The sequence below is a fragment of the Mesorhizobium sp. M1312 genome (genome assembly GCF_040318115.1).
GTDB lineage: Bacteria > Pseudomonadota > Alphaproteobacteria > Rhizobiales > Rhizobiaceae > Mesorhizobium.
In genome coordinates this window covers 197,169-217,941 of sequence record NZ_JAMYLQ010000002.1, presented here as the reverse complement: position 1 = coordinate 217,941, position 20,773 = coordinate 197,169, and the positions used below count along the sequence as shown (strand labels likewise).

18 protein-coding genes and 1 tRNA gene are annotated in these 20,773 nt (G+C 61.9%); 17 read left to right on the top strand and 2 right to left on the bottom strand.

The features are described 5' to 3' along the window. The 14 genes from nuoH to NKH36_RS03680 all read left to right on the top strand — a co-directional run bounded on the left by nuoH (position 1) and on the right by NKH36_RS03680 (position 14,734). A complete protein-coding gene (gene nuoH, locus NKH36_RS03745) occupies positions 1-1,044 on the top strand; it encodes an NADH-quinone oxidoreductase subunit NuoH (RefSeq protein ID WP_023798860.1) in 1,044 nt (347 codons plus the stop codon). Then, on the top strand, positions 1,044-1,535 hold the full coding sequence (gene nuoI, locus NKH36_RS03740) for an NADH-quinone oxidoreductase subunit NuoI (RefSeq protein ID WP_023798861.1): 492 nt from the start codon (positions 1,044-1,046) through the stop codon (positions 1,533-1,535). Before nuoH ends, nuoI begins: the two co-directional genes overlap by 1 nt. Positions 1,536-1,661: 126 nt before the next feature. Further along, positions 1,662-2,282: an NADH-quinone oxidoreductase subunit J gene (locus NKH36_RS03735; protein WP_352960147.1), complete on the top strand. Its 621-nt coding sequence runs from the start codon at positions 1,662-1,664 to the stop codon at positions 2,280-2,282. A gap of 1 nt (position 2,283) precedes the next feature. After that, positions 2,284-2,592, top strand: a complete 309-nt coding sequence (gene nuoK / locus NKH36_RS03730; protein WP_023798863.1) for an NADH-quinone oxidoreductase subunit NuoK — start codon at positions 2,284-2,286, stop codon at positions 2,590-2,592. Between the two features lie 11 nt (positions 2,593-2,603). Next, entirely contained in the window at positions 2,604-4,577 is a 1,974-nt protein-coding gene (nuoL, locus tag NKH36_RS03725) for an NADH-quinone oxidoreductase subunit L (protein ID WP_352960145.1), read from the top strand. Continuing rightward, positions 4,577-6,082: an NADH-quinone oxidoreductase subunit M gene (locus tag NKH36_RS03720; protein WP_352960143.1), complete on the top strand. Its 1,506-nt coding sequence runs from the start codon at positions 4,577-4,579 to the stop codon at positions 6,080-6,082. Before nuoL ends, NKH36_RS03720 begins: the two co-directional genes overlap by 1 nt. Positions 6,083-6,100: 18 nt before the next feature. After that, positions 6,101-7,537: an NADH-quinone oxidoreductase subunit NuoN gene (gene nuoN, locus NKH36_RS03715; protein ID WP_352960141.1), complete on the top strand. Its 1,437-nt coding sequence runs from the start codon at positions 6,101-6,103 to the stop codon at positions 7,535-7,537. Between the two features lie 4 nt (positions 7,538-7,541). Then, complete coding sequence (locus NKH36_RS03710; RefSeq protein ID WP_352960140.1) at positions 7,542-8,363, top strand: biotin--[acetyl-CoA-carboxylase] ligase; 822 nt, start codon at positions 7,542-7,544, stop codon at positions 8,361-8,363. An 80-nt stretch (positions 8,364-8,443) separates the two neighbouring features. Next, complete coding sequence (locus NKH36_RS03705; RefSeq protein ID WP_352960138.1) at positions 8,444-10,114, top strand: ribonuclease J; 1,671 nt, start codon at positions 8,444-8,446, stop codon at positions 10,112-10,114. Between the two features lie 96 nt (positions 10,115-10,210). Further along, entirely contained in the window at positions 10,211-10,615 is a 405-nt protein-coding gene (mce, locus tag NKH36_RS03700; protein WP_095483449.1) for a methylmalonyl-CoA epimerase, read from the top strand. After that, positions 10,612-10,896 carry a DUF1467 family protein gene (locus NKH36_RS03695; protein ID WP_352960136.1) on the top strand — a complete coding sequence of 95 codons (285 nt, stop codon included), beginning with the start codon at positions 10,612-10,614 and terminating at the stop codon, positions 10,894-10,896. Before mce ends, NKH36_RS03695 begins: the two co-directional genes overlap by 4 nt. A gap of 546 nt (positions 10,897-11,442) precedes the next feature. Continuing rightward, complete coding sequence (gene proS / locus NKH36_RS03690; RefSeq protein ID WP_352960134.1) at positions 11,443-12,771, top strand: proline--tRNA ligase; 1,329 nt, start codon at positions 11,443-11,445, stop codon at positions 12,769-12,771. Continuing rightward, entirely contained in the window at positions 12,768-14,054 is a 1,287-nt protein-coding gene (locus NKH36_RS03685) for a lipoprotein-releasing ABC transporter permease subunit (protein ID WP_352960132.1), read from the top strand. Before proS ends, NKH36_RS03685 begins: the two co-directional genes overlap by 4 nt. Next, positions 14,054-14,734 carry an ABC transporter ATP-binding protein gene (locus NKH36_RS03680; RefSeq protein WP_502911967.1) on the top strand — a complete coding sequence of 227 codons (681 nt, stop codon included), beginning with the start codon at positions 14,054-14,056 and terminating at the stop codon, positions 14,732-14,734. The genes NKH36_RS03685 and NKH36_RS03680 overlap by 1 nt, the downstream gene beginning before the upstream one ends. Positions 14,735-15,232: 498 nt before the next feature. On the opposite strand, the gene lipB is transcribed toward NKH36_RS03680, so the two are convergent. Next, a complete protein-coding gene (gene lipB / locus NKH36_RS03675) occupies positions 15,233-15,976 on the bottom strand; it encodes a lipoyl(octanoyl) transferase LipB (protein WP_352960128.1) in 744 nt (247 codons plus the stop codon). A 309-nt stretch (positions 15,977-16,285) separates the two neighbouring features. Here lipB and NKH36_RS03670 point away from each other — a divergent pair. Next, positions 16,286-16,370 (top strand) — tRNA-Leu (locus NKH36_RS03670). A gap of 288 nt (positions 16,371-16,658) precedes the next feature. Here NKH36_RS03670 and NKH36_RS03665 read toward each other — a convergent pair. Beyond that, positions 16,659-17,588, bottom strand: coding sequence for a dihydrodipicolinate synthase family protein (locus tag NKH36_RS03665; RefSeq protein ID WP_352960126.1), 930 nt, complete (start codon positions 17,586-17,588; stop codon positions 16,659-16,661). Positions 17,589-17,806: 218 nt separating this feature from the next. Between NKH36_RS03665 and NKH36_RS03660 the strand changes: the two genes are divergently transcribed. Next, positions 17,807-18,775, top strand: coding sequence for a phosphatase PAP2 family protein (locus NKH36_RS03660; protein ID WP_352960124.1), 969 nt, complete (start codon positions 17,807-17,809; stop codon positions 18,773-18,775). 280 nt (positions 18,776-19,055) lie between these two features. Then, positions 19,056-20,771: a GH32 C-terminal domain-containing protein gene (locus tag NKH36_RS03655; protein WP_352960122.1), complete on the top strand. Its 1,716-nt coding sequence runs from the start codon at positions 19,056-19,058 to the stop codon at positions 20,769-20,771. Positions 20,772-20,773: the final 2 nt, after the last annotated feature.

Sequence of the window (20,773 nt, the reverse complement as noted above, 5' to 3'; positions counted from 1 at the left end):
ATGGACACCTTCTTCTCCTTCTACGTGCTGCCGGCGCTGCTCATCCTGTTGAAGTCGGTCGTGCTGATCGTCGTGCTGTTGATCTTCGTCGCCTACATCCTGTATGCGGACCGCAAGATCTGGGCGGCGGTGCAGTTGCGCCGCGGCCCGAACGTCGTCGGCCCATGGGGCACGCTGCAGGCTTTCGCCGACCTTCTGAAGTTCGTGTTCAAGGAACCGGTGATCCCGTCCGGCGCCAACAAGGGCGTTTTTCTCTTGGCGCCGCTCGTTTCGGCGGTGCTGGCGATCTCGGCCTGGGCGGTGATACCGGTCAATGAGGGCTGGGCGATCGCCAACGTCAATGTCGGCATCCTCTATGTCTTCGCCATCTCCTCGCTCGAGGTCTATGGCGTGATCATGGGCGGCTGGGCGTCCAATTCGAAATACCCGTTCCTCGGCGCGCTGCGCTCGGCGGCGCAGATGGTGTCCTACGAAGTCTCGATCGGCTTCGTCATCGTCACCGTGCTGCTTTGCGTCGGCTCGCTCAACCTGTCCGATATCGTGCTGTCGCAGCAGGATGGGCTGGGCACCCGGGTCGGCCTGCCCAACACCTTCCTCGACTGGCATTGGCTGTCGCTGTTCCCGATGTTCGTGATCTTCTTCATCTCGGCGCTGGCCGAAACGAACCGCCCGCCTTTCGACCTTGTGGAAGCCGAATCGGAACTCGTTGCCGGCCACATGGTCGAGTATTCGTCGACGCCGTTCCTGCTGTTCTTCCTCGGCGAGTATGTCGCCATCGTGCTGATGTGCGCGCTGGCCACCATCCTGTTCCTCGGCGGCTGGCTGCCGCCCTTCGACTTCGCTCCCTTCACCTGGGTGCCGGGTCTGATCTGGTTCGTGCTCAAGGTCTGCCTGGTGTTCTTCATGATCTCCATGGTGAAGGCTTTCGTGCCGCGCTACCGCTACGACCAGCTGATGCGGCTCGGCTGGAAGGTCTTCCTGCCGATCTCGCTGGCGATGGTGGTGATTGTCGCCGCGTTCCTCAAGATCACGGGGTTTGCGTGATGTCTGCTCTAGCCCAAGCCGCAAAGTCACTGCTTCTGCAGGATTTCGTCAGCGCTTTCTTCCTGTCGATGCGCCAGTTCTTCGCGCCGAAGGAGACGATCAACTATCCGCATGAGAAGGGGCCGACCAGTCCGCGCTTCCGCGGCGAGCATGCGCTGCGCCGCTACCCGAACGGCGAGGAACGCTGCATCGCCTGCAAACTGTGCGAGGCGATTTGTCCGGCGCAGGCGATCACCATCGAGGCCGGCCCGCGCCGCAACGATGGCACCCGCCGCACGGTGCGCTATGACATCGATATGGTGAAGTGCATCTATTGCGGCTTCTGCCAAGAGGCCTGCCCGGTCGACGCCATCGTCGAGGGGCCGAATTTTGAATTCGCGACGGAGACGCGCGAGGAACTTTATTACGACAAGGACAAGCTGCTGGCCAATGGCGACCGTTGGGAGCGCGAACTGGCGCGCAACATCTCGCTGGATGCGCCGTATCGCTGACATTTGACGCATGGACGGGGCGAAGGGCCTCGTCTAAGGAACACGCGGCTTCGGCACCGGAGGCGGAACGAAGCCACACAACAAACAGGACGAACGTCCTGTTTGGACAGGAACCCGGGGGAACCCATGCTGAATGGACTAGAGGCGGCCTTTTTCTACCTCTTCGCCTTTGTCGCGGTGGCGTCGGCGTTCATGGTCATTTCGGCGCGCAATCCCGTGCATTCGGTGCTGTTCCTGATCCTGACCTTCTTCAACGCCGCGGGCCTGTTCATGCTGACCGGCGCCGAGTTCCTGGCGATGATCCTGCTCGTCGTCTATGTCGGCGCGGTCATGGTGCTGTTCCTGTTCGTCGTCATGATGCTCGACGTCGATTTCGCCGAAATGAAGGAAGGCGCCCTGCAATACGCGCCGATCGGCGCGCTGGTCGGGCTGATCCTGGCGGCTGAACTGATCGTGGTGCTCGGCGGCTATACGTTCGCGCCGCAACTGGCCGCGACGGTTTCGAAGCCCATTCCGGACCTTGCCGTGCGCTCGAACACGGCAGCGCTCGGCGACATCCTCTATACGGACTACCTCTACTATTTCCAGATTGCAGGCCTTGTGCTGCTGGTCGCCATGATCGGCGCCATCGTGCTGACGCTGCGCCACAAGCCGGGCATCAAGCGGCAGTCGATATCAGCCCAGGTCGGCCGCACGCCGGCAACGGGAATGGAGATCCGCAAGGTCAAGACAGGCGAAGGAATCTGAGATGGTCGTCGGCATCGCGCATTATCTGACCGTATCGGCGATCCTGTTCACGCTCGGCGTGTTCGGCATCTTCCTCAACCGCAGGAACATCATCGTTATCCTGATGTCGATCGAGCTGATCCTGCTCGCGGTCAACATCAATTTCGTCGCATTCTCGGCAGCGCTCGGCGACCTCGTCGGACAGGTGTTCGCGCTTTTCGTGCTGACGGTCGCAGCGGCTGAAGCGGCGATCGGCCTCGCCATTCTCGTCGTCTTCTTCCGCAACCGCGGTTCGATCGCGGTCGAAGACGTGAACATGATGAAGGGTTGACGGAAACCACCATGTATCAGGCCATCGTCTTCCTTCCTCTGCTCGGCTTCCTGATCGTCGGCCTGTTCGGCACGTCGCTCGGCGCCAAGGCGTCCGAATACATCACTTCCGGCTTCCTGGTGATATCAGCCGTGCTGTCGTGGGTCGCCTTCTTCGCCGTTGGTTTCGGCGAGGGCGAGGTGTTCACCGTCCCGGTGATGCGCTGGATTCAGTCGGGCGGGTTAGAGGCCGCATGGGCGCTACGCATCGATACGCTGACGGTGGTGATGCTGGTGGTCGTCAACACGGTGTCGGCGCTGGTCCACATCTACTCGATCGGCTACATGCATCACGATCCGAACCGGCCGCGCTTCTTCGCCTATCTGTCGCTGTTCACCTTTGCCATGCTGATGCTGGTGACGGCCGACAACCTCGTGCAGATGTTCTTCGGCTGGGAAGGCGTCGGTCTCGCCTCCTACCTGCTGATCGGCTTCTGGTACAAGAAGCCGTCGGCCAATGCCGCCGCGATCAAGGCCTTCGTCGTCAACCGCGTCGGCGATTTCGGGTTCGCGCTCGGCATCTTCGGTGTGTTCGTGCTGTTCGGCTCGGTCAATCTCGGCACCATCTTCGCCAATGCGGCGACGTTCATTCCGGCCGAAGGCGCCCCGGAGGGCGCAGCCGTACTGACCTTCCTCGGCTATGCGCTCGACAAGCAGGCTGCGATGACCGTCGTCTGTCTCTTGCTGTTCATGGGCGCCATGGGCAAGTCGGCACAGGTGCCGCTGCACACCTGGCTGCCGGACGCCATGGAAGGGCCGACGCCGGTCTCGGCGCTCATCCATGCCGCCACCATGGTGACGGCCGGCGTGTTCATGCTGGCGCGGCTGTCGCCGCTGTTCGAACTGTCGCATTCAGCGCTGATTGTGGTCACCTTCATCGGCGCCTTCACCGCCTTCTTCGCGGCGACCGTCGGCCTCGTCCAGAACGACATCAAGCGCGTCATCGCCTATTCGACCTGCTCCCAGCTCGGCTATATGTTCGTGGCGCTCGGCGTCGGCGCCTATGGCGCGGCGATCTTCCATCTGTTCACGCATGCCTTCTTCAAGGCGCTGCTGTTCCTCGGCTCCGGCTCGGTGATCCACGCCGTCTCCGACGAACAGGACATGCGCAAGATGGGCGGCCTCAGAACCCTCATTCCGAAGACCTACTGGATGATGGTGATCGGCACGCTGGCGCTGACCGGCGTCGGCATTCCGGTGACGGTCATCGGCACCGCCGGCTTCTTCTCCAAGGACGCGATCATCGAAAGCGCCTTTGCCGCGCACAATCCGGTCGCCGGCCTTGCCTTCGTGCTGCTGGTCGTGGCCGCCTGCTTCACCAGCTTCTATTCCTGGCGGCTGATCTTCATGACCTTCCACGGCCAGCCGCGGGCGAGCCACGAGGTCATGCACCATGTCCATGAATCGCCGCCGGTTATGCTGGTGCCGCTGTACATCCTGGCGGCGGGCGCGCTGTTCGTCGGCGTGATCTTCCATGGCGCGTTCATCGGCGAGGGCTATGCCGAGTTCTGGAAGGCGTCGCTGTTCACGCTGCCGGAAAACCACATCCTGCACGACATGCACGAAGTGCCGTTGTGGGTGAAGCTGGCGCCGTTCGTCGCCATGCTGATCGGCTTTGCGATTGCCTGGCAATTCTACATCCGCGCGCCGGAGATGCCGAAGAACCTGGCGGCGCAGCATCGCGGGCTCTACGCCTTCCTGCTCAACAAGTGGTATTTCGACGAGCTCTACGATTTCCTGTTCGTGCGGCCGGCAAAACGCCTCGGCCACTTCCTGTGGAAGACCGGCGACGGAACCGTCATCGACGGGCTTGGTCCGGATGGCGTTTCGGCGCGCGTCGTCGACGTCACCAACCGGGTCGTCAAGCTGCAGACCGGCTATCTCTATCACTATGCCTTCGCCATGCTGATCGGCGTTGCCGCATTCGTCACCTGGATGATGCTCTGATGACCGCCTGGCCGATCCTCTCGCTGGTCACCTTCCTGCCGCTGGTTGGTGTGTTGCTCATCCTGTTCGTCCGTGACGACAGCGAAAATGCGCGCCGCAACATCCGCGCCATCGCGCTGTTGACGACGACGTTCACCTTCGTGATTTCGCTGTTCATCTGGACCGGCTTCGACAATTCGGAGCCTGGCTTTCAGTTCGTCGAGAAGTTTGCCTGGCTGGATTCCGGCATCTCCTACCATATGGGCGTCGACGGCATCTCCATGCTGTTTGTCATCCTTACCACCTTCCTGATGCCGCTCTGCATCCTGGCCTCGTGGGAATCGATCGAGAAACGCGTCAAGGCCTACATGATCGCCTTCCTGCTGCTGGAGACGCTGATGATCGGCGTGTTCTGCGCGCTCGACATCGTTTTGTTCTATGTCTTCTTCGAAGCCGGCCTGATCCCGATGTTCATCATCATCGGCGTGTGGGGTGGCAAGCGGCGCGTCTACGCCTCGTTCAAGTTCTTCCTCTATACGCTGGCCGGCTCGGTGCTGATGCTGCTTGCCATCATGGCCATGTTCTTCCAGTCCGGCACCACCGACATCCCGACGCTCCTGACGCACAACTTCCCGGCCTCCATGCAGACCTGGCTATGGCTCGCCTTCTTCGCCTCCTTCGCCGTGAAGATGCCGATGTGGCCGGTGCACACCTGGCTGCCGGACGCCCATGTCGAGGCGCCGACGGCCGGTTCGGTGATCCTGGCCGCCATCCTGCTCAAGATGGGCGGATACGGTTTCCTGCGCTTCTCGCTGCCGATGTTCCCGATCGCCTCGGAGATGTTCGCGCCGCTGGTCTTCGCGCTCTCCGTCGTCGCCATCATCTACACCTCGCTGGTGGCGCTGATGCAGGAGGACATGAAGAAGCTGATCGCCTATTCGTCGGTCGCCCATATGGGCTTCGTCACCATGGGCATCTTCGCAATGAACCAGGAAGGCGTCCAAGGGGCGATCTTCCAGATGCTGTCGCACGGCCTGGTCTCCGGCGCGCTGTTCCTCTGCGTTGGCGTCATCTACGACCGCATGCACACGCGCGACATCGACGCCTATGGCGGGCTGGTCAACAACATGCCGAAGTACGCGACCGTGTTCATGATCTTCACCATGGCCAATGTCGGCCTGCCCGGCACCAGCGGCTTCGTCGGCGAGTTCCTGACCATGCTCGGCGTGTTTCGGGTCAACACCTGGGTGGCGTTCTTCGCCGCCACCGGCGTCATCCTGTCGGCGGCCTATGCGCTCTGGCTCTATCGCCGGGTGATCTTCGGCGCGCTGACAAAGGACAGCCTGAAAGGCCTGCTCGACCTGTCGGCGCGCGAGAAGGTGATCATCTATCCGCTGGCCGCGCTGGTCATCTTCTTCGGCGTCTACCCGGCGCCGGTCTTCGACGCGACCGCCGAATCGGTCAAGGCGCTCGTCACCAATGTCACCACATCTATCGACACCGCGCAGACCGCGGCAGCGAACTGACTGAGAGGTTTGCGAACCATGACGCCGGACCTTCTCTCCAGCCTGTCGCTGTCGACGCCAGAGCTGATCCTCGCCATCGGCGCCCTGGCGCTGCTGATGGTCGGCGCCTATTCGCGCGCCAACACCACCACCACGGTGAGCGGCCTTGCCGCCGCTGTCCTGGTGGTTGCCGGCGTCTGGACGATCTTCTCCACCGGGCAGGGCAACGCTTATGGCGAAGCCTTCGTCCAGGATCCCTTCGCCCGCTTCATGAAGGTGCTGGCGCTGATCGGTTCGGCGGTGACGCTGGTGATGTCGATGCGCTTCGCCAAGGCGGAGCGTTTCGATAAGTTCGAATATCCGGTGCTGATCCTGCTGTGCACGCTCGGCATGATGCTGATGATCTCGGCCAACGGCATGATCGGGCTTTATCTCGGCCTCGAATTGCAGTCGCTGGCGATCTACGTTCTGGCGGCGATCAACCGGGACAATCTGCGCTCGACCGAGGCGGGTTTGAAATATTTCGTCCTCGGCGCGCTGTCGTCGGGCATGCTGCTTTACGGCATCAGTCTCGTCTACGGCTACACCGGCAACACCGGGTTCCAGGAAATCGCCACGGCGCTGGGCGGCGGCGAGCGGCAGCTTGGCCTCGTCTTCGGCCTGGTCTTCGTGCTGGCCGGCCTCGCCTTCAAGATATCGGCGGTGCCGTTCCACATGTGGACGCCCGACGTCTATGAAGGTGCGCCGACGCCGGTGACGGCCTTCCTCGCTGCGGCGCCGAAGATGGCGGCGATGGCGCTGATCGTGCGCGTCACCATGGGCGCGTTCAAGCCGATCGCCGCCGACTGGCAGCAGATCATCGTCTTCATCTCGATTGCCTCGATGGTGCTCGGCGCCTTCGCGGCCATTGGCCAGACCAACATCAAGCGGCTGATGGCCTATTCCTCCATCGGCCATATGGGCTACGCGCTGGTCGGCCTCGCCGCCAACAGCCAGGCCGGCGTGCGCGGCGTCGCCATCTACATGCTGATCTATCTGGTGATGACGCTCGGCACCTTCGCCTTCATCCTCGCCATGCGGCGCAAGGAGGGCAATGTCGAACAGATCAGCGATCTCGCCGGCCTGTCGTCGACCAATCCGATCATGGCGACGATCCTCACCATCCTGATGTTTTCGCTGGCCGGCATCCCGCCGCTCGCCGGCTTCTGGGGGAAATGGTACGTGTTCCTCGCCGCCATCAACGCCAACCTCTACGCGCTGGCGATCATCGGCGTGCTGGCCTCGGTGGTGGGCGCCTATTATTATCTGCGCATCATCAAGATCATGTGGTTCGACGAACCGGTCGGCGGCTTCGTGCCGATGGCGACCGAGCTTCGCGTCGTGCTCGGCGTCTGCGGCGCCTTCGTGCTGTTCTACGTGCTGATCGGCGGCCCGATCGGCACCTATGCCGAAGCCGCCGCCAAGACATTTTTCTGACGGGATGGCATTTCGGCTGGCTCCAACAGCGGCGTCGGAAGGGTTCCGGCTCGAGGCACATGACACGATCGGTTCCACCAATGCGCTGGCGCTGGAGCATGCTCGGGCGGGGGACCCGGGCAAGCTCTGGGTCGTGTCAAAGAAACAGGAAAGCGGGCGTGGCCGACGCGGCCGGGTCTGGGCGACGCCCGAGGGCAATCTGGCGGCGACGCTACTGGTGGTCACCAATGCCGAGCTTCGCTTGGCTGCGACGCTCGGCTTCGTCGCCGGCCTGGCGCTGGCCGATGCGCTCGACGCCGTTGTGCCGAAGGGCAGGATTGCAATCGGCCTCGACGGCGGTAGCGATGGGAAGAACCGCTTCGAGCTGAAATGGCCAAACGATGTGCTTGCCTCCGGCGCCAAGCTTGCCGGCATCCTGCTGGAATCGGCGATCCTCGAAGGCGATCGCTTCGCGGTGGCGGTGGGCATCGGTGTCAATGTTGTGGCATACCCTGACGATTTGCCTTATCCCGCGACATCGCTTAGGGCGCTGGGCGCTGCTTGCGATGCCGAGACGTTGTTTCTGGCGCTGTCGGATGCCTGGAGCGAGAATGCGCGGCTGTGGAATGATGGGCGCGGGCTTTCCGCCGTCAGGCGACGCTGGCTGGCGCGCGCGGCAGGGCTTGGCGGGCAGGTTGCTGTCAGAATTGACGGTAATGTGGTGCGCGGCACGTTCGAGACCATTGACGAGGACTGCCGTTTCGTGATCCGCGACGATGAGGGTTCGGTTCTGACGATCGCCGCCGGCGACGTGCATTTCGGTGCGGTCGCGTCGGCCCAGGTTTGACGGGCCTAGATTTGACGGACCGGTTTTGACGGGCCCCAGTTTTGAAGGGCTTGGTTAGACCGGCCAGGAAAGGAAAGATCATGGCGACAGCGGAAAACGCCGAACTCGTCTTCGTGCCGCTCGGCGGCGTCGGCGAGATCGGCATGAACTTCGCCCTCTATGGCTACGGGCCCGCCAATGCGCGCGAATGGATTGTCGTCGATGTCGGCGTCACCTTTCCCGATGCCAGCCTGCCCGGCGTCGACCTGGTGCTGCCCGACACGCGCTTCATCGAGGAGAACGTCGCCAACCTGCGCGGCATCATCATCACGCACGCGCATGAGGACCATTACGGCGCGCTGCTCGACACATGGCCGAAGCTCAAGGCGCCGGTCTGGATGACGCCGTTCGGCGCTGGATTGCTGGAAGCCAAGCGGCAGGGCGAGCAGGGCGCACCGAAGATCCCGGTGACGATCTATCGCGCCGGCGAAAAGTTCAGCGTCGGCCCATTCGAGATCGAGGCTATCCCGGTCGCGCATTCGATTCCCGAACCGATGTCGCTGGCGATCACCTCGCCGGCCGGCACCGTCATCCACACCGGCGACTGGAAGATCGATCCAGCGCCGACGATCGGGCCGATGACCGACGAGGCCCGCTTCCGCGCCTATGGCGACAAGGGCGTGCTGGCGCTGATCTGTGATTCCACCAATGCGCTGCGGGAAGGGGAGTCGCCGTCGGAAGTGGCGGTGGGCGAGGGCCTCAAGGGCGTCATCCAGAGCGCCAAGGGCCGTGTCGCCGTCACCACTTTTTCCTCCAATGTCGGACGCATCGTTTCCATCGCCAAGGCGGCACGCGACGCCGGCCGCCAGTGCCTGGTGCTCGGGCGCTCGCTGAAGCGCGTCATCGATGTTGCCGGCGAGCTCGGCTATATGGACGGGCTGCCCGAATTCATCGCCGAGGAGGACTTTGGCTTCATCCCGCGCGAAAACCTCGTCATCATCTGCACCGGCAGCCAGGGCGAGCCGCTTGCGGCTTTGGCAAAACTGTCGCGCGAGGAGATGAAATCGGTGTCGCTGACGGCAGGCGACACGGTGGTGTTTTCCTCGCGCACCATCCCCGGCAACGAGAAGGGCATCCTCGAGATCAAGAACCGCCTGATCGATCTCGGCATCAAGATCATCGAGGACGGCGATGCGCTGGTGCATGTCTCCGGACATCCGCGCCGCAGCGAATTGCGGAAGATGTATCAATGGGTGCGCCCGCAGATCGGCGTGCCGGTGCATGGCGAGGCGGCGCATCTGGTGGCGCAGGGGTCGCTGATGTCGGTTTCGGGCATCGGCCAGGTGGCGCAGGTCCGCGACGGCGACATGCTGCGGCTCTATCCAGGTGCGGCGACGCTCATCGACCAGGTGCCGTTCGGCCGCATCTACAAGGACGGCAGGCTGATCGGCACCGACCAGGCGATGGGCATTCGCGACCGGCGCAAGCTGTCCTTTGCCGGCCATGTCGCGGTCAATGTCGTGCTCGACGACAAATATGAGCTCGCCGGCGATCCCGATCTGGTCGCAATCGGCGTCGCCGAGGCCGACGCCCGCGGCGAGAGCCTGGAAGACCTGATGATCGATGCGGCAATCGGCGCCGTGGACTCCATCCCCCGTCAGCGTCGAAGAGATCTCGACCTCGTGCAGGAGGCAGTGCGCCGCGCCGTCCGCGGCGCCGCCAATGAAGCCTGGGGCAAGAAGCCGCTGGTGACAGTGTTCGTCACAAGGTAAGGGAATAGGGGAGTAGGGCAGTACGGCAGTAGGGGGAGAAGTAGTTTTTCCCTACTCCCATACTGCCCTATTGCCTTGCTGCCCTGAGGAAAACCTATGCTCGGACGCCTGAACCATGTCGCGCTTGCCGTGCCGGATCTGGCCGCGGCGACAGCAGCCTATCGCGACACGCTCGGCGCTCGGGTGACCGCGCCGCAGGCGCTGCCGGAGCATGGCGTGACGGTGGTGTTCGTCGACGTCGGCAACACCAAGATCGAATTGCTGGAGCCGCTCGGCGAGGGTTCGCCGATCGCGGCATTCCTCGAGAAGAACCCCTCGGGCGGCATGCATCATGTCTGCTACGAGGTCGACGACATTCTTGCCGCGCGTGATCACCTCAAGGCCAGCGGCGCCCGCGTCCTGGGCGACGGCAACCCGAAGACCGGCGCGCATGGCAAGCCGGTGCTGTTCCTGCATCCCAAGGATTTCTTCGGCACGCTGGTCGAACTGGAGCAAGCATGAGCTGGGTTTCGTTTCTCGCCCTGTTCTTCATCACATGGTGGGTGGTGCTGTTCGCCATCCTGCCGTTCAGCGTGAGGACGCAGGACGAGGATGAGGACGTGACGCTGGGCACGGTGCCCAGCGCGCCGCGCGGAGCGCACATGCTGCGCGCCGTGCTGCGGACGACGATCGTCACGATGGTTCTTCTTGGCATCTTCTATGGCATTACGAGGGGGCTTGGCCTCGGCATCGACGACATCCCGCACATCGTGCCGGATTTCAGCCAGAACCCCGAAAATTAGACCGCCGGGCACGGCTGTCCACATCCTGCATGTGATCACTAATCCGGGCCGGGAGGCCGATGCAGGTTTTCGAACCCGTTAGGTAAGGTGGTTTGGCAATTTGTCGTGCTAACCAAGTGATTGCACAAAAAAAATGCAAGGCACGAGGCCTTGCAATTTAAACGCGTCCGATCTGTTTCCGGTGTCCGGCGGCAGCGAGTAACCGCGCCTAGATCGCATCCTCCCAAGACTTTGACCGCGTAGGAGGGCAGATTTCTTTCCGCCCTCTCGGTTATCGGGGCACATTAGACCAAGGCGGGTGAAAATGTCACGCAGAATTTTGCCTGGAAATAAGCAATCTCGTGCTGCAGTGCACAATAGTGTGGCAGGCGTTGCTTGCGAAACGACCAGCAAGGCGGACGAGGCACTGCGGCGCCTTTGCGACGCCCAATGGGCGCCCTTGGGGGCGGGTTTCCATTCGGTCATGAAATGGCTATGAAGCCGGGGCAAGCAAGCCTGCGCTGTGCCGATTCCGGTGCGGCAATCCTCTCTCTCACGGACCAGTCCATGCGTTTGTCGCGCTATTTCCTGCCGATCCTCAAAGAAAATCCGCGCGAGGCCGAAATCATCTCGCACCGGCTGATGCTACGCGCCGGCATGATCCGCCAGCAGGGGCAAGGCAGTTTTTCCTGGCTGCCGCTCGGCAAAAGGGTGCTGGACAAGGTCTGCCGGATCATTCGCGAGGAGCAGGACCGGGCCGGCGCGCTCGAGATCCTGATGCCGACCATCCAGTCCGCCGAGCTGTGGCGCGAAAGCGGCCGCTATGACGACTATGGCAAGGAGATGCTGCGCATCAAGGACCGCCAAGACCGGGACATGCTCTACGGGCCGACCAACGAGGAGATGGTCACCGAGATTTTCCGCGCCTATGTGAAGTCCTATAAGGATCTGCCGCTCAATCTCTATCACATCCAGTGGAAATTCCGCGACGAGGTGCGGCCGCGCTTCGGCGTCATGCGTTCGCGCGAGTTCCTGATGAAGGACGCCTATTCCTTCGATCTCGACTTCGAAGGCGCCAAGGCGGCCTATAACAGGATGTTCGTATCCTACCTCAGGACATTCACCCGCATGGGGCTGCAGGCAATCCCGATGCGTGCCGACGCCGGGCCGATCGGCGGCGACCTCAGCCACGAATTCATCATCCTGGCCGACACCGGCGAGAGCCAGGTCTATTGCCATCGCGATTATCTCGCTCTTGCTGTGCCGGGCGCGGACACGGACTTCTCCAACGATGACGCGATCGGCGACATCGTCAAGACATGGACGACGCCCTATGCCGCGACCGACGAGATGCACGACGAGGCGGCGTGGGAGAAGGTTGCGCCAAACGACCGTGTGTCGGCGCGCGGCATCGAGGTCGGCCACATCTTCCATTTCGGCGACAAATATTCGAAACCGATGGGCGCCAAGGTGACTGGGCCCGACGGCAAGGACCATTTTGTCTCCGGAGGTTCCTACGGCATCGGCCCGTCGCGGCTGGTCGCGGCCATCATCGAGGCCAGCCATGACGACAACGGCATCATCTGGCCGGAGGCGGTGGCGCCTTTCGACATCGGCCTGATCAACATGAAAGCCGGCGACGCCGAGTGCGACCGCGTCTGCGACGAGCTCCATGCGGCTTTTGTCGCCGTCGGCAAGGACGTGCTCTACGACGACACCGACCAGCGGCCAGGCGGCAAGTTCGCCACCGCAGACCTGATCGGCCTGCCGTGGCAGGTGATCGTTGGGCCGCGGAGTGTGGCCGCCGGCGAGGTCGAGATCAAGAACCGCAGGACCGGCGAGCGTGAGAGGCTGCCGATTGCGGACGTGAAGAAACGCTTCGGTTTTGCCGCATGACCGAAGCGGCAGTAGCGAACCCCCCCGCCGCCGGACCTTTTTCCGTTTTCGAACGCATGGTCGCGTGGCGCTATCTGCGCTCGCGCCGCAAGGAGACGGTGATCTCCGTCATCGCGTCGATCTCCTTCCTCGGCATCATGCTGGGCGTGGCCACGCTGATCGTCGTGATGGCCGTCATGAACGGGTTTCGCGCCGAGCTCCTGACGCGCATCCTCGGCGTCAATGGCCACCTGATCGTGCAGCCGCTCGACATGCCGCTGGAGGACTATGCGCAGGTCGCCAGCCGCATCAACGGCGTGCCCGGCGTCCAGTACGCCATTCCGCTAATCGACGGGCAGGTGCTGGCGCAAGGCAATATCGGCGGCGGGTCGGGGGCGCTGGTTCGCGGCATACGCGGCGAGGATCTGGGCAAGATTTCGATCGTCGCCAACAATATCAAGCAGGGCTCGATCGCCGGCTTTGACACAAGCGAGGGCGTCGCCATCGGCAGCCGCATGGCCGACAATCTCGGTCTTGTGCTCGGCGACACGATCACGCTGATCGCGCCCGACGGCGACGTGACGCCGCTCGGAACGACACCGCGCATGAAAGGCTATCCGGTCACGGCGATCTTCGAGGTCGGCATGTCGGAATATGACAGCTCCATCGTCTATATGCCGTTTTCGGAAGCACAGCTCTATTTCAACATGGATGGCCGAGCCCAGGCGATCGAGATCTATGTCGACAATCCCGACAATGTCGACGCGCTGAAACCGAACGTCGAAGAGGCTTCGCAGCGGCCGATCACCATGGTCGACTGGCGAGAACGCAACAGGACATTCTTCGATGCGCTGCAAGTGGAGCGCAACGTCATGTTCATGATCCTGACACTGATCGTGCTGGTGGCGGCGCTCAACATCATTTCGGGCCTGATCATGCTGGTAAAGGACAAGGGTCACGACATCGCCATCCTGCGCACCATGGGCGCCACGCGCGGCGCGATCCTGCGCATCTTCCTGATGACGGGCGCGGCGATCGGCGTGGTGGGCACCATCGCCGGGGTGCTGCTGGGCGTTGTAATCTGCCTGAACGTCGAGCGAATCCGCCAGTTCTTCTCCTGGCTGGCCGGGGAGAGGCTGTTCAATCCCGAGCTCTATTTCCTGAGCCAGCTGCCTGCCCGCATGGACGCCAGCGAGACGATCTCGGTGGTGCTGATGGCTCTGGTGCTGTCGTTCCTGGCGACGCTGTTTCCGGCATGGCGCGCGGCCAGGCTCGATCCGGTCGAAGCGCTGAGGTACGAATGATGGCCGACGCCATTATCGAGCTGAAGAGCGTCGAGCGGCACTATGTGCAGGGGCCGCGCAAGCTGACCATCCTCAACCGCGCCGATTTTTCGCTGAAGCGCGGCGAGATCGTGGCGCTGGTGGCGCCTTCAGGTACCGGCAAATCGACGCTGTTGCACACCGCCGGACTGCTGGAGCGGCCTGACGCCGGCGACGTGATTCTGGCCGGCCGCGCCTGCGGGCGGCTTTCCGACGACGAGCGCACGGCGATCCGCCGCAACGATGTCGGCTTCGTCTATCAGTTCCATCACCTGCTGCCGGAGTTCACGGCGCTGGAAAACATCATGATGCCGCAACTGATAAAAGGGCTGACGCGCAAGGAGGCTGCCGAGCGTTCGGCGCAACTGCTCGACTACATGCAGATCGGCAAGCGCGCGCAGCACCGGCCGTCCGAATTGTCCGGCGGCGAGCAGCAGCGCGTCGCCATCGCGCGCGCCGTCGCCAATGCGCCGCTGGTGCTGCTGGCAGACGAGCCGACCGGCAACCTCGATCCGGTCACCGCCTCCTATGTGTTCGAGGCACTGGCGGCGCTGGTCCGGCAATCGGGCCTGGCGGCGCTGATCGCCACCCACAATCACGAGCTTGCCTCGCGCATGGACCGTCGCGTCACGCTGGCCGACGGCAAGGTTGTTCCGCTTTAAGGTGTATCGATAATCAGGTGACGCCGGCCTGCGAACGGCGGTTTCCTGCGCTTCCGGTACTCACGTACCAAAAGTACGCTCCGTTCCGGTTCTCGGAAGCCACCATTATCGGCTCGGCCTGACCTGAATCTCAACACACCCTGGCGACTGACCATCAGCACGCTGTCCGGCTGCATTTTCGCCACACGCAGCCTGCGCGGAAACAGCGAAATCCGCCTCTCAACCTTTCCTTAACCGTGCCGAATTGATCGCCCGGAATTTGCCGGCACGCTCGGATAGTGGTCGTTGACATTCGAACAAAATTAGAACAAAATACGAACATACTGAAAACAGGAGAGCGTTATGACCGGTCTTGTTCAGGATGTCGTGTCACTGGTGTGCATGAGTACGTTTCTCATTTCCATGGCGATCTGGATCGGCGCGATGTGAGGCAGCGCGCCTCACTCTTCAAGGGTGGAGGGGCACAGCCTCGGAGCTCGGTGGTTCGGCGCCGCCTTGTCAGCCAGCCTTGCGGGCCGCTTCGACAAGCACAGATGCCGCAGGTCCGAAGACATCTTCGAAGGCGGATTTCAGCGCGAGATCGAGGTCAGCCATCCCCAGGGGAAGGCCGAGGTCGACGAGGCTGGTGATGCCGTGATCCTGCACACCGCACGGCACGATGCCGCTGAAGTGGCTGAGATCCGGCTCGACATTGATGGCGATGCCGTGAAAGCTCACCCAGCGCCTCAGCCTGATACCGATGGCGGCGATCTTGTCCTCGGCCGGCCAGCCGTTGGCCAGGACGGGGCGATCCGGCCGCACCACCCAGACTCCGACGCGGTCCTCACGCCGTTCGCCGCGCACGTTGAAGGCGGCGAGCGTGCCGATGATCCATTGTTCAAGTGCCGCGACGAAGGCGCGGACATCCTCGCGCCGCCGCTTCAGGTCGAGCATCACATAGGCGACCCGCTGGCCTGGCCCATGATAAGTGTATTCGCCGCCGCGCCCGGCCGCAAACACCGGGAAACGATCCGGCTCGATCAGGTCCTCGATGCGGGCGCTGGTGCCGGCGGTGTAGAGCGGCGGGTGCTCGACCAGCCAGACCATCTCGCCGGCGGTGCCGCTTCGGATCGCTTCGGCACGCGCCTCCATCGCGGCAAGCGCATCCGGATAGGCGGTGAGGCCGGGTTCGATCCGCCATTCGACCGGCGCCGAACCGGGCAGGGGCAGGAACGACGTGGCGATCTGGCTGCGTTCTGTCATGGCGTGTCTCGTCTAAAGCGCGCCGCGTTTGAAGGGAACCGTGGGCGCGCTTTAGATTTTGTTTTTTAGCATGTCGTCATCCCAAAACCGCTGCGCACCCTCGGTTCAAGCCCGAGGGCATGCTTTTTGGGCGACATGCTTTAGCCTCACATATGGCGGCAATCGGCTGAAACGTCCAGTTCCGGGCGCGTTCCAACCCTTTGGAAGGTTATGCCGAATCCCCAGGCAATTATTGGGCGACGCGCCCTTGTTTCGCCGGAAACGATTTGCTACACGCCGCGAGCCGGTTCGTTCCGGCTCCTACCACGTGCGGTCGTGGCGGAATTGGTAGACGCGCAGCGTTGAGGTCGCTGTGGGGCAACCCGTGGAAGTTCGAGTCTTCTCGACCGCACCAGCTTTTTCCAATAAGCTGTTATTTATTGCGCAATTTCTGTTTCACTGCAGCGCTTACCAAGACTGTTTGTGCAAGCTGAAACACTGCGCGACCCCGCGGATGGTTTGGGCGCGGGATGCCGCGCACCAACCGCGTGATTTGACCCGTCGTCACATGCCGGCTGCTTCAAAGACCGAACCATGCCGCGAAGCGGACCATTGGGACCCCGGCAAAAAATGCACTTTTCACGCAAGCGCTCACGCGGCTAACTGTTGATGTGATTGGGCGGCAAATAGCCCGCTGGTTGCGTTATCCTGAGGCTTGTTTGCGGACGCGATTTTCCAGCCGCATAAGCAAATAGTCGACTTCTTGTCTGGCCGCCGCCGACAACGCACTGCCCGGCTTGCGCTGGGCGTCGGACGCGATCGCACCGCGCTTCATCATCACATATTTCCGTACCGCAAGTCCCACGCCGGGTTGCTGTTCATAGCGCAGGTAGGGCAGGTGGGCGTCGAAAAGATCGTGCGCCCTGTCGCGCTCGCCGGCGGCAGACAGTTTCACCACGTCGACCAGCATATCGGGGAAGGCATAGCCGGTCATCGCGCCGTCGGCGCCGCGCTCCATCTCGAAGTCGAGGAAGAGGCCGCCATTACCGGTGAGAATGGACAGCGGCCGCAGCGAGCCGTCCTTCTGAAAGCCGCGCAGCGCGCTGATCTTCTCCAGGCCCGGCCAGTCCTCGTGCTTGAGCATGAAGCAGGCCGGGTTGTCGGTGACGATGCGGCGGACGACGGCCGGCGTCATGATGACCGAGAGGGTCAGTGGATAATCCTGCAGGACGAAAGGAACGTCCTCGCCGACCGCTTCGGATGCGTTGCGGAAATAGGTGACGATCTGGTCGTCGGTGCGCAGCGCCGGCGGCGGCGCAATCATCACGCTCTGCGCGCCAACCTCCATCGAGGCGCGCGCAAGGCTGCGCATGGCGGCGAAGCCAGGGGCAGAGACGCCGACGATGACCGGCAGCTTGGTGCGCGCCACGATGCGCTTGACGATCTCAAGCGATTCGCCGGCGTCGAGCTTCGGGGCCTCACCCATGATGCCGAGGATTGTCATCCCATCGACGCCGCAGCGCTCGTAAAAATCGACCATCGAATCGAGTGATTCCCAGTCGATCTTGCCATCCGCCTCGAACGGCGTCGGGGCGATGGTGTAGACACCTTTGGTGTCAGGACCCATGGCCATGAGATCCTCCTAAAAATTCAGCTTTCAGTCATAACGCAGGACCGAGGGTCCGATCTACCCGGCAGTAGGTCCGGACGGGCGGGGCGCGAAGTAACTGCATGGTAAGCTTGCTTCGCTATCACATTGATAATGCCACCGATGGCGTATTTGCATCTTGGTAAATTAGTATGTCGTTAACCATAGGGGTAAGGGACTACAGTACATCGACAAGATGGTCGTTGCGCCTTGCCTTGTTTATGGGAACTTACGTGGCAGGCGCGTCTGCACTAAGTCCGCAGTCTTTCTTCCATCTAATCCTGGTTTATGCTCAGAAGTTCGCCGTCGGCATTCCGATCTTATTTATGGGTGGTGTCTGTTCTGCCGCGCTTATTTACGGCCGAGGAGAGCCAACTCGCTACGCCATAGATTTGGTTGGAGCGCGCTGGCGTGGCTGTTTGCTGGTGCTGCTGTTCTTCTTCGCCAGCTTGACCGCGTACTCTACCTACAAGATGGCCATCCCGTCCGTCGTTCCATTCTATGCGGACAACTGGTTAGCCGATCTGGATGAATGGCTGCACCGGACTGCGCCATGGGAACTCACGCACAGGCTCGACAGCAATACGTGGTCGATCGTCGTCTTCAACTGCTATGAGGTGATTTGGTTTTTCCAATGGTTCGGCACCATGCTTTTCGTGTCTCTCTGGTCGGACAAGATTGGCCGCGTCCGCTACCTCTGGGCAGCCGCGCTGACGTTATCCATCCTCGGCACTGTCCTGGCCTTGGCGCTGGCATCGGTTGGGCCGATCTACTACCACCAGTTTGTTGGCGAGGACCGCTTCAGCGGACTCAAGGTCGCCATGGACGGTCTCGACTATAGCCACATGGTGCGGGAGCCCGCCGCATATCTTCTGACGGCTTACCAGAGCGGCCGGCCAGACCTTGGCGGCGGCATCTCGGCCATGCCAAGCATGCACGTCGCCTTTGCCACACTGAACGCCTATCTGCTTTCTTCCCTCAATCGCTGGCTCGGTGTTCTCGGTTGGATGTTCGCAGCCTTGATAATGTACGGTTCGGTATATACCGGATGGCACTATGCTGTTGACGGCTACGTCTCCATCATCGTGGTGTCGGTGATCTGGTGGGTGACAGGACGCCAGCCGGCGCAGATTCAGACACAGTTTGTGATAGGCCAACCCATAGAAAGTTAGGTGTCCTGGCAATGTTAGCCAGGGGCAACAGCGCTGGCTAACTGGGCGTCGCCCATAAGGGACGACAAATCCGCGAGATCGAAAGGGCTTAAAATCCGCGGAAAAGCGAGTCTTGCGCTGGCGCGATCCGCGCAGCGATTGAAGTCAAGAACTGTCGATCCGGGGACCGCTTTGCTAAAGTGAAGATCCAGCTTTAACCTTCTGCAACGCATTTCCAGGTCGAAAACCGGGTTTGATACTCTATCTGTCCGGGAACGCCGCACGGAACGGAGCCAGCTTCATGAGTGACAGCCAGGTCAAGGTAAGGATTGCGGGAGGGGACACCATTCGAAGCCTGCATGCCGACCTGCCAGTCAACGCCACGTTTCATATCTGGCTTAAGGCGACCAAGCCGGACGTTCCGGGATCGCTGTCCTTTTCCAATGTCCGCGGCAAGTTCGGCGAGGTGAGCGTTACGAACGCCGAAGAACATGAATTCAGAATTTTTCACGTCTTCGGCGGTGGCAGCGTCGAACTGGATTACGACACGGATAAAACCTCGGTATCGGTTGCCTACTGGTTCGCATTGGCCGACGTGCTGGAGACAGGCATTACAGTTGTCCACACCAATCCGGGAAATGCCCCGCCGAACATCCCTGACAGCTATCATTTTCGTCCGCCGTTCGGCTGGATGAACGATCCAAACGGATTCGGCCGGTTTGGAGGTCGCCCACATCTCTTTTATCAGCATTATTCCCATGGGCTTCGGTGGAACACGATGCATTGGGGGCACGCTGTATCTTCGGATTATTTGCGATGGCGCCACATGCCCATCTTCCTGTTCCCGTCGGAAGATCTTACCGCGAGGCCCGACAAACGGGGCGGTGCGTATTCCGGCTCAGCCATCCCGCTTGCCGATGGCCCGGGCATTCGCGTCTTTTTCACCGAGCAGGTACAGGACCGTGTCCCGGAACAGCAGATCCAGCTCACTGCCACTTCCAGCGACCTCATCACGGCGGGAAATGCCGACGTCATCCTGCCCTACCGCCCGCTTGACGAGGGATTGACCACCGATTTTCGCGACCCTTACGTCTTCAAGGGACCGGATGGCCGCTGGAAAATGCTGCTGGGCAGCCAGAGCGATGAGGGCGGCGTTGTCCTGCTCTACGAAACCCATGACCATACGGCCGCCACCGGCTGGACATATATCGGCAAGCTTCTGGTCGAGAAACACTATCGGACGACGGCGATCGAATGTCCCTGTCTGCTGCCGCTTGACGGGCCTGCGACCGATCCCGCGACGCGCTGGGTTCTAATTCTCGGGCTGATGAACAGTGAGGACCGGTCCACCCGGCGCAAGAATCTGACAATGGCCATTGTTGGCTGGTTCGATGGTCAAACCTTTGCCAAGGAATTCGAACAGGAACTGGACTTCGGGACGGATAACTACGCCTTCCAGGCCTTCGTCGACGGTGATGCCATTGTCGGTATAGGATGGCTTGCCAACTGGGCCGATACCGGACCGGCGATCGATTTCCCCACAGCCATGACGTTGCCTCGCAACATCCATCTGTCTGCAGGCGAGTTGCATACCCCGCCCATCGGAGCAGCCGAGAGCCTGCGGAGCCATATTCTGGACCGGACACGCCTCGCAGCCGGAGAGCAGGTAAGCTTTATCAACGGCGCCGTCGAAATCCTGTTCGAGTTGGAAAAGCCGGGTGCCCATTTCCGCCTGAAGCTCGAACATCCAACTGTCCGCCTCGAGGTTGTCGTCGACGAGGGACTTGCCATTTGTCATGGAGACGACGCGGCGGAAACTCCTCACTATATCGCCAAGGGAGCCCGTCCAAAACGGCTGCGGATATTCCTCGACTACGGATCGATCGAGGTCTTCGCGGATCGCGGTCGTTGGGCTGGCACGAAGCGGATCAGCGGTTTTGAGCCGATACAATCCGCACGTCTCATCGCCGAAGCGGGTGCCGTTCTGCACGCGACGGTATGGGCGCTCAAACCGTGACA

What these genes read in the sequence shown, in the direction of transcription:
- NKH36_RS03705 (WP_352960138.1), top strand. Translation starts at nt 8,444, where the DNA reads ATGGCGACAGCGGAAAACGCCGAACTCGTCTTCGTGCCGCTCGGCGGC.
- nuoH (WP_023798860.1), top strand. Translation starts at nt 1, where the DNA reads ATGGACACCTTCTTCTCCTTCTACGTGCTGCCGGCGCTGCTCATCCTG.
- NKH36_RS03685 (WP_352960132.1), top strand. Translation starts at nt 12,768, where the DNA reads ATGACCGAAGCGGCAGTAGCGAACCCCCCCGCCGCCGGACCTTTTTCC.
- NKH36_RS03665 (WP_352960126.1), bottom strand. Translation starts at nt 17,588, where the DNA reads ATGGCCATGGGTCCTGACACCAAAGGTGTCTACACCATCGCCCCGACG.
- NKH36_RS03710 (WP_352960140.1), top strand. Translation starts at nt 7,542, where the DNA reads ATGGCATTTCGGCTGGCTCCAACAGCGGCGTCGGAAGGGTTCCGGCTC.
- mce (WP_095483449.1), top strand. Translation starts at nt 10,211, where the DNA reads ATGCTCGGACGCCTGAACCATGTCGCGCTTGCCGTGCCGGATCTGGCC.
- NKH36_RS03695 (WP_352960136.1), top strand. Translation starts at nt 10,612, where the DNA reads ATGAGCTGGGTTTCGTTTCTCGCCCTGTTCTTCATCACATGGTGGGTG.
- lipB (WP_352960128.1), bottom strand. Translation starts at nt 15,976, where the DNA reads ATGACAGAACGCAGCCAGATCGCCACGTCGTTCCTGCCCCTGCCCGGT.
- NKH36_RS03735 (WP_352960147.1), top strand. Translation starts at nt 1,662, where the DNA reads ATGCTGAATGGACTAGAGGCGGCCTTTTTCTACCTCTTCGCCTTTGTC.
- nuoI (WP_023798861.1), top strand. Translation starts at nt 1,044, where the DNA reads ATGTCTGCTCTAGCCCAAGCCGCAAAGTCACTGCTTCTGCAGGATTTC.
- nuoK (WP_023798863.1), top strand. Translation starts at nt 2,284, where the DNA reads ATGGTCGTCGGCATCGCGCATTATCTGACCGTATCGGCGATCCTGTTC.
- NKH36_RS03720 (WP_352960143.1), top strand. Translation starts at nt 4,577, where the DNA reads ATGACCGCCTGGCCGATCCTCTCGCTGGTCACCTTCCTGCCGCTGGTT.
- nuoN (WP_352960141.1), top strand. Translation starts at nt 6,101, where the DNA reads ATGACGCCGGACCTTCTCTCCAGCCTGTCGCTGTCGACGCCAGAGCTG.
- NKH36_RS03680 (WP_502911967.1), top strand. Translation starts at nt 14,054, where the DNA reads ATGGCCGACGCCATTATCGAGCTGAAGAGCGTCGAGCGGCACTATGTG.
- NKH36_RS03655 (WP_352960122.1), top strand. Translation starts at nt 19,056, where the DNA reads ATGAGTGACAGCCAGGTCAAGGTAAGGATTGCGGGAGGGGACACCATT.
- proS (WP_352960134.1), top strand. Translation starts at nt 11,443, where the DNA reads ATGCGTTTGTCGCGCTATTTCCTGCCGATCCTCAAAGAAAATCCGCGC.
- nuoL (WP_352960145.1), top strand. Translation starts at nt 2,604, where the DNA reads ATGTATCAGGCCATCGTCTTCCTTCCTCTGCTCGGCTTCCTGATCGTC.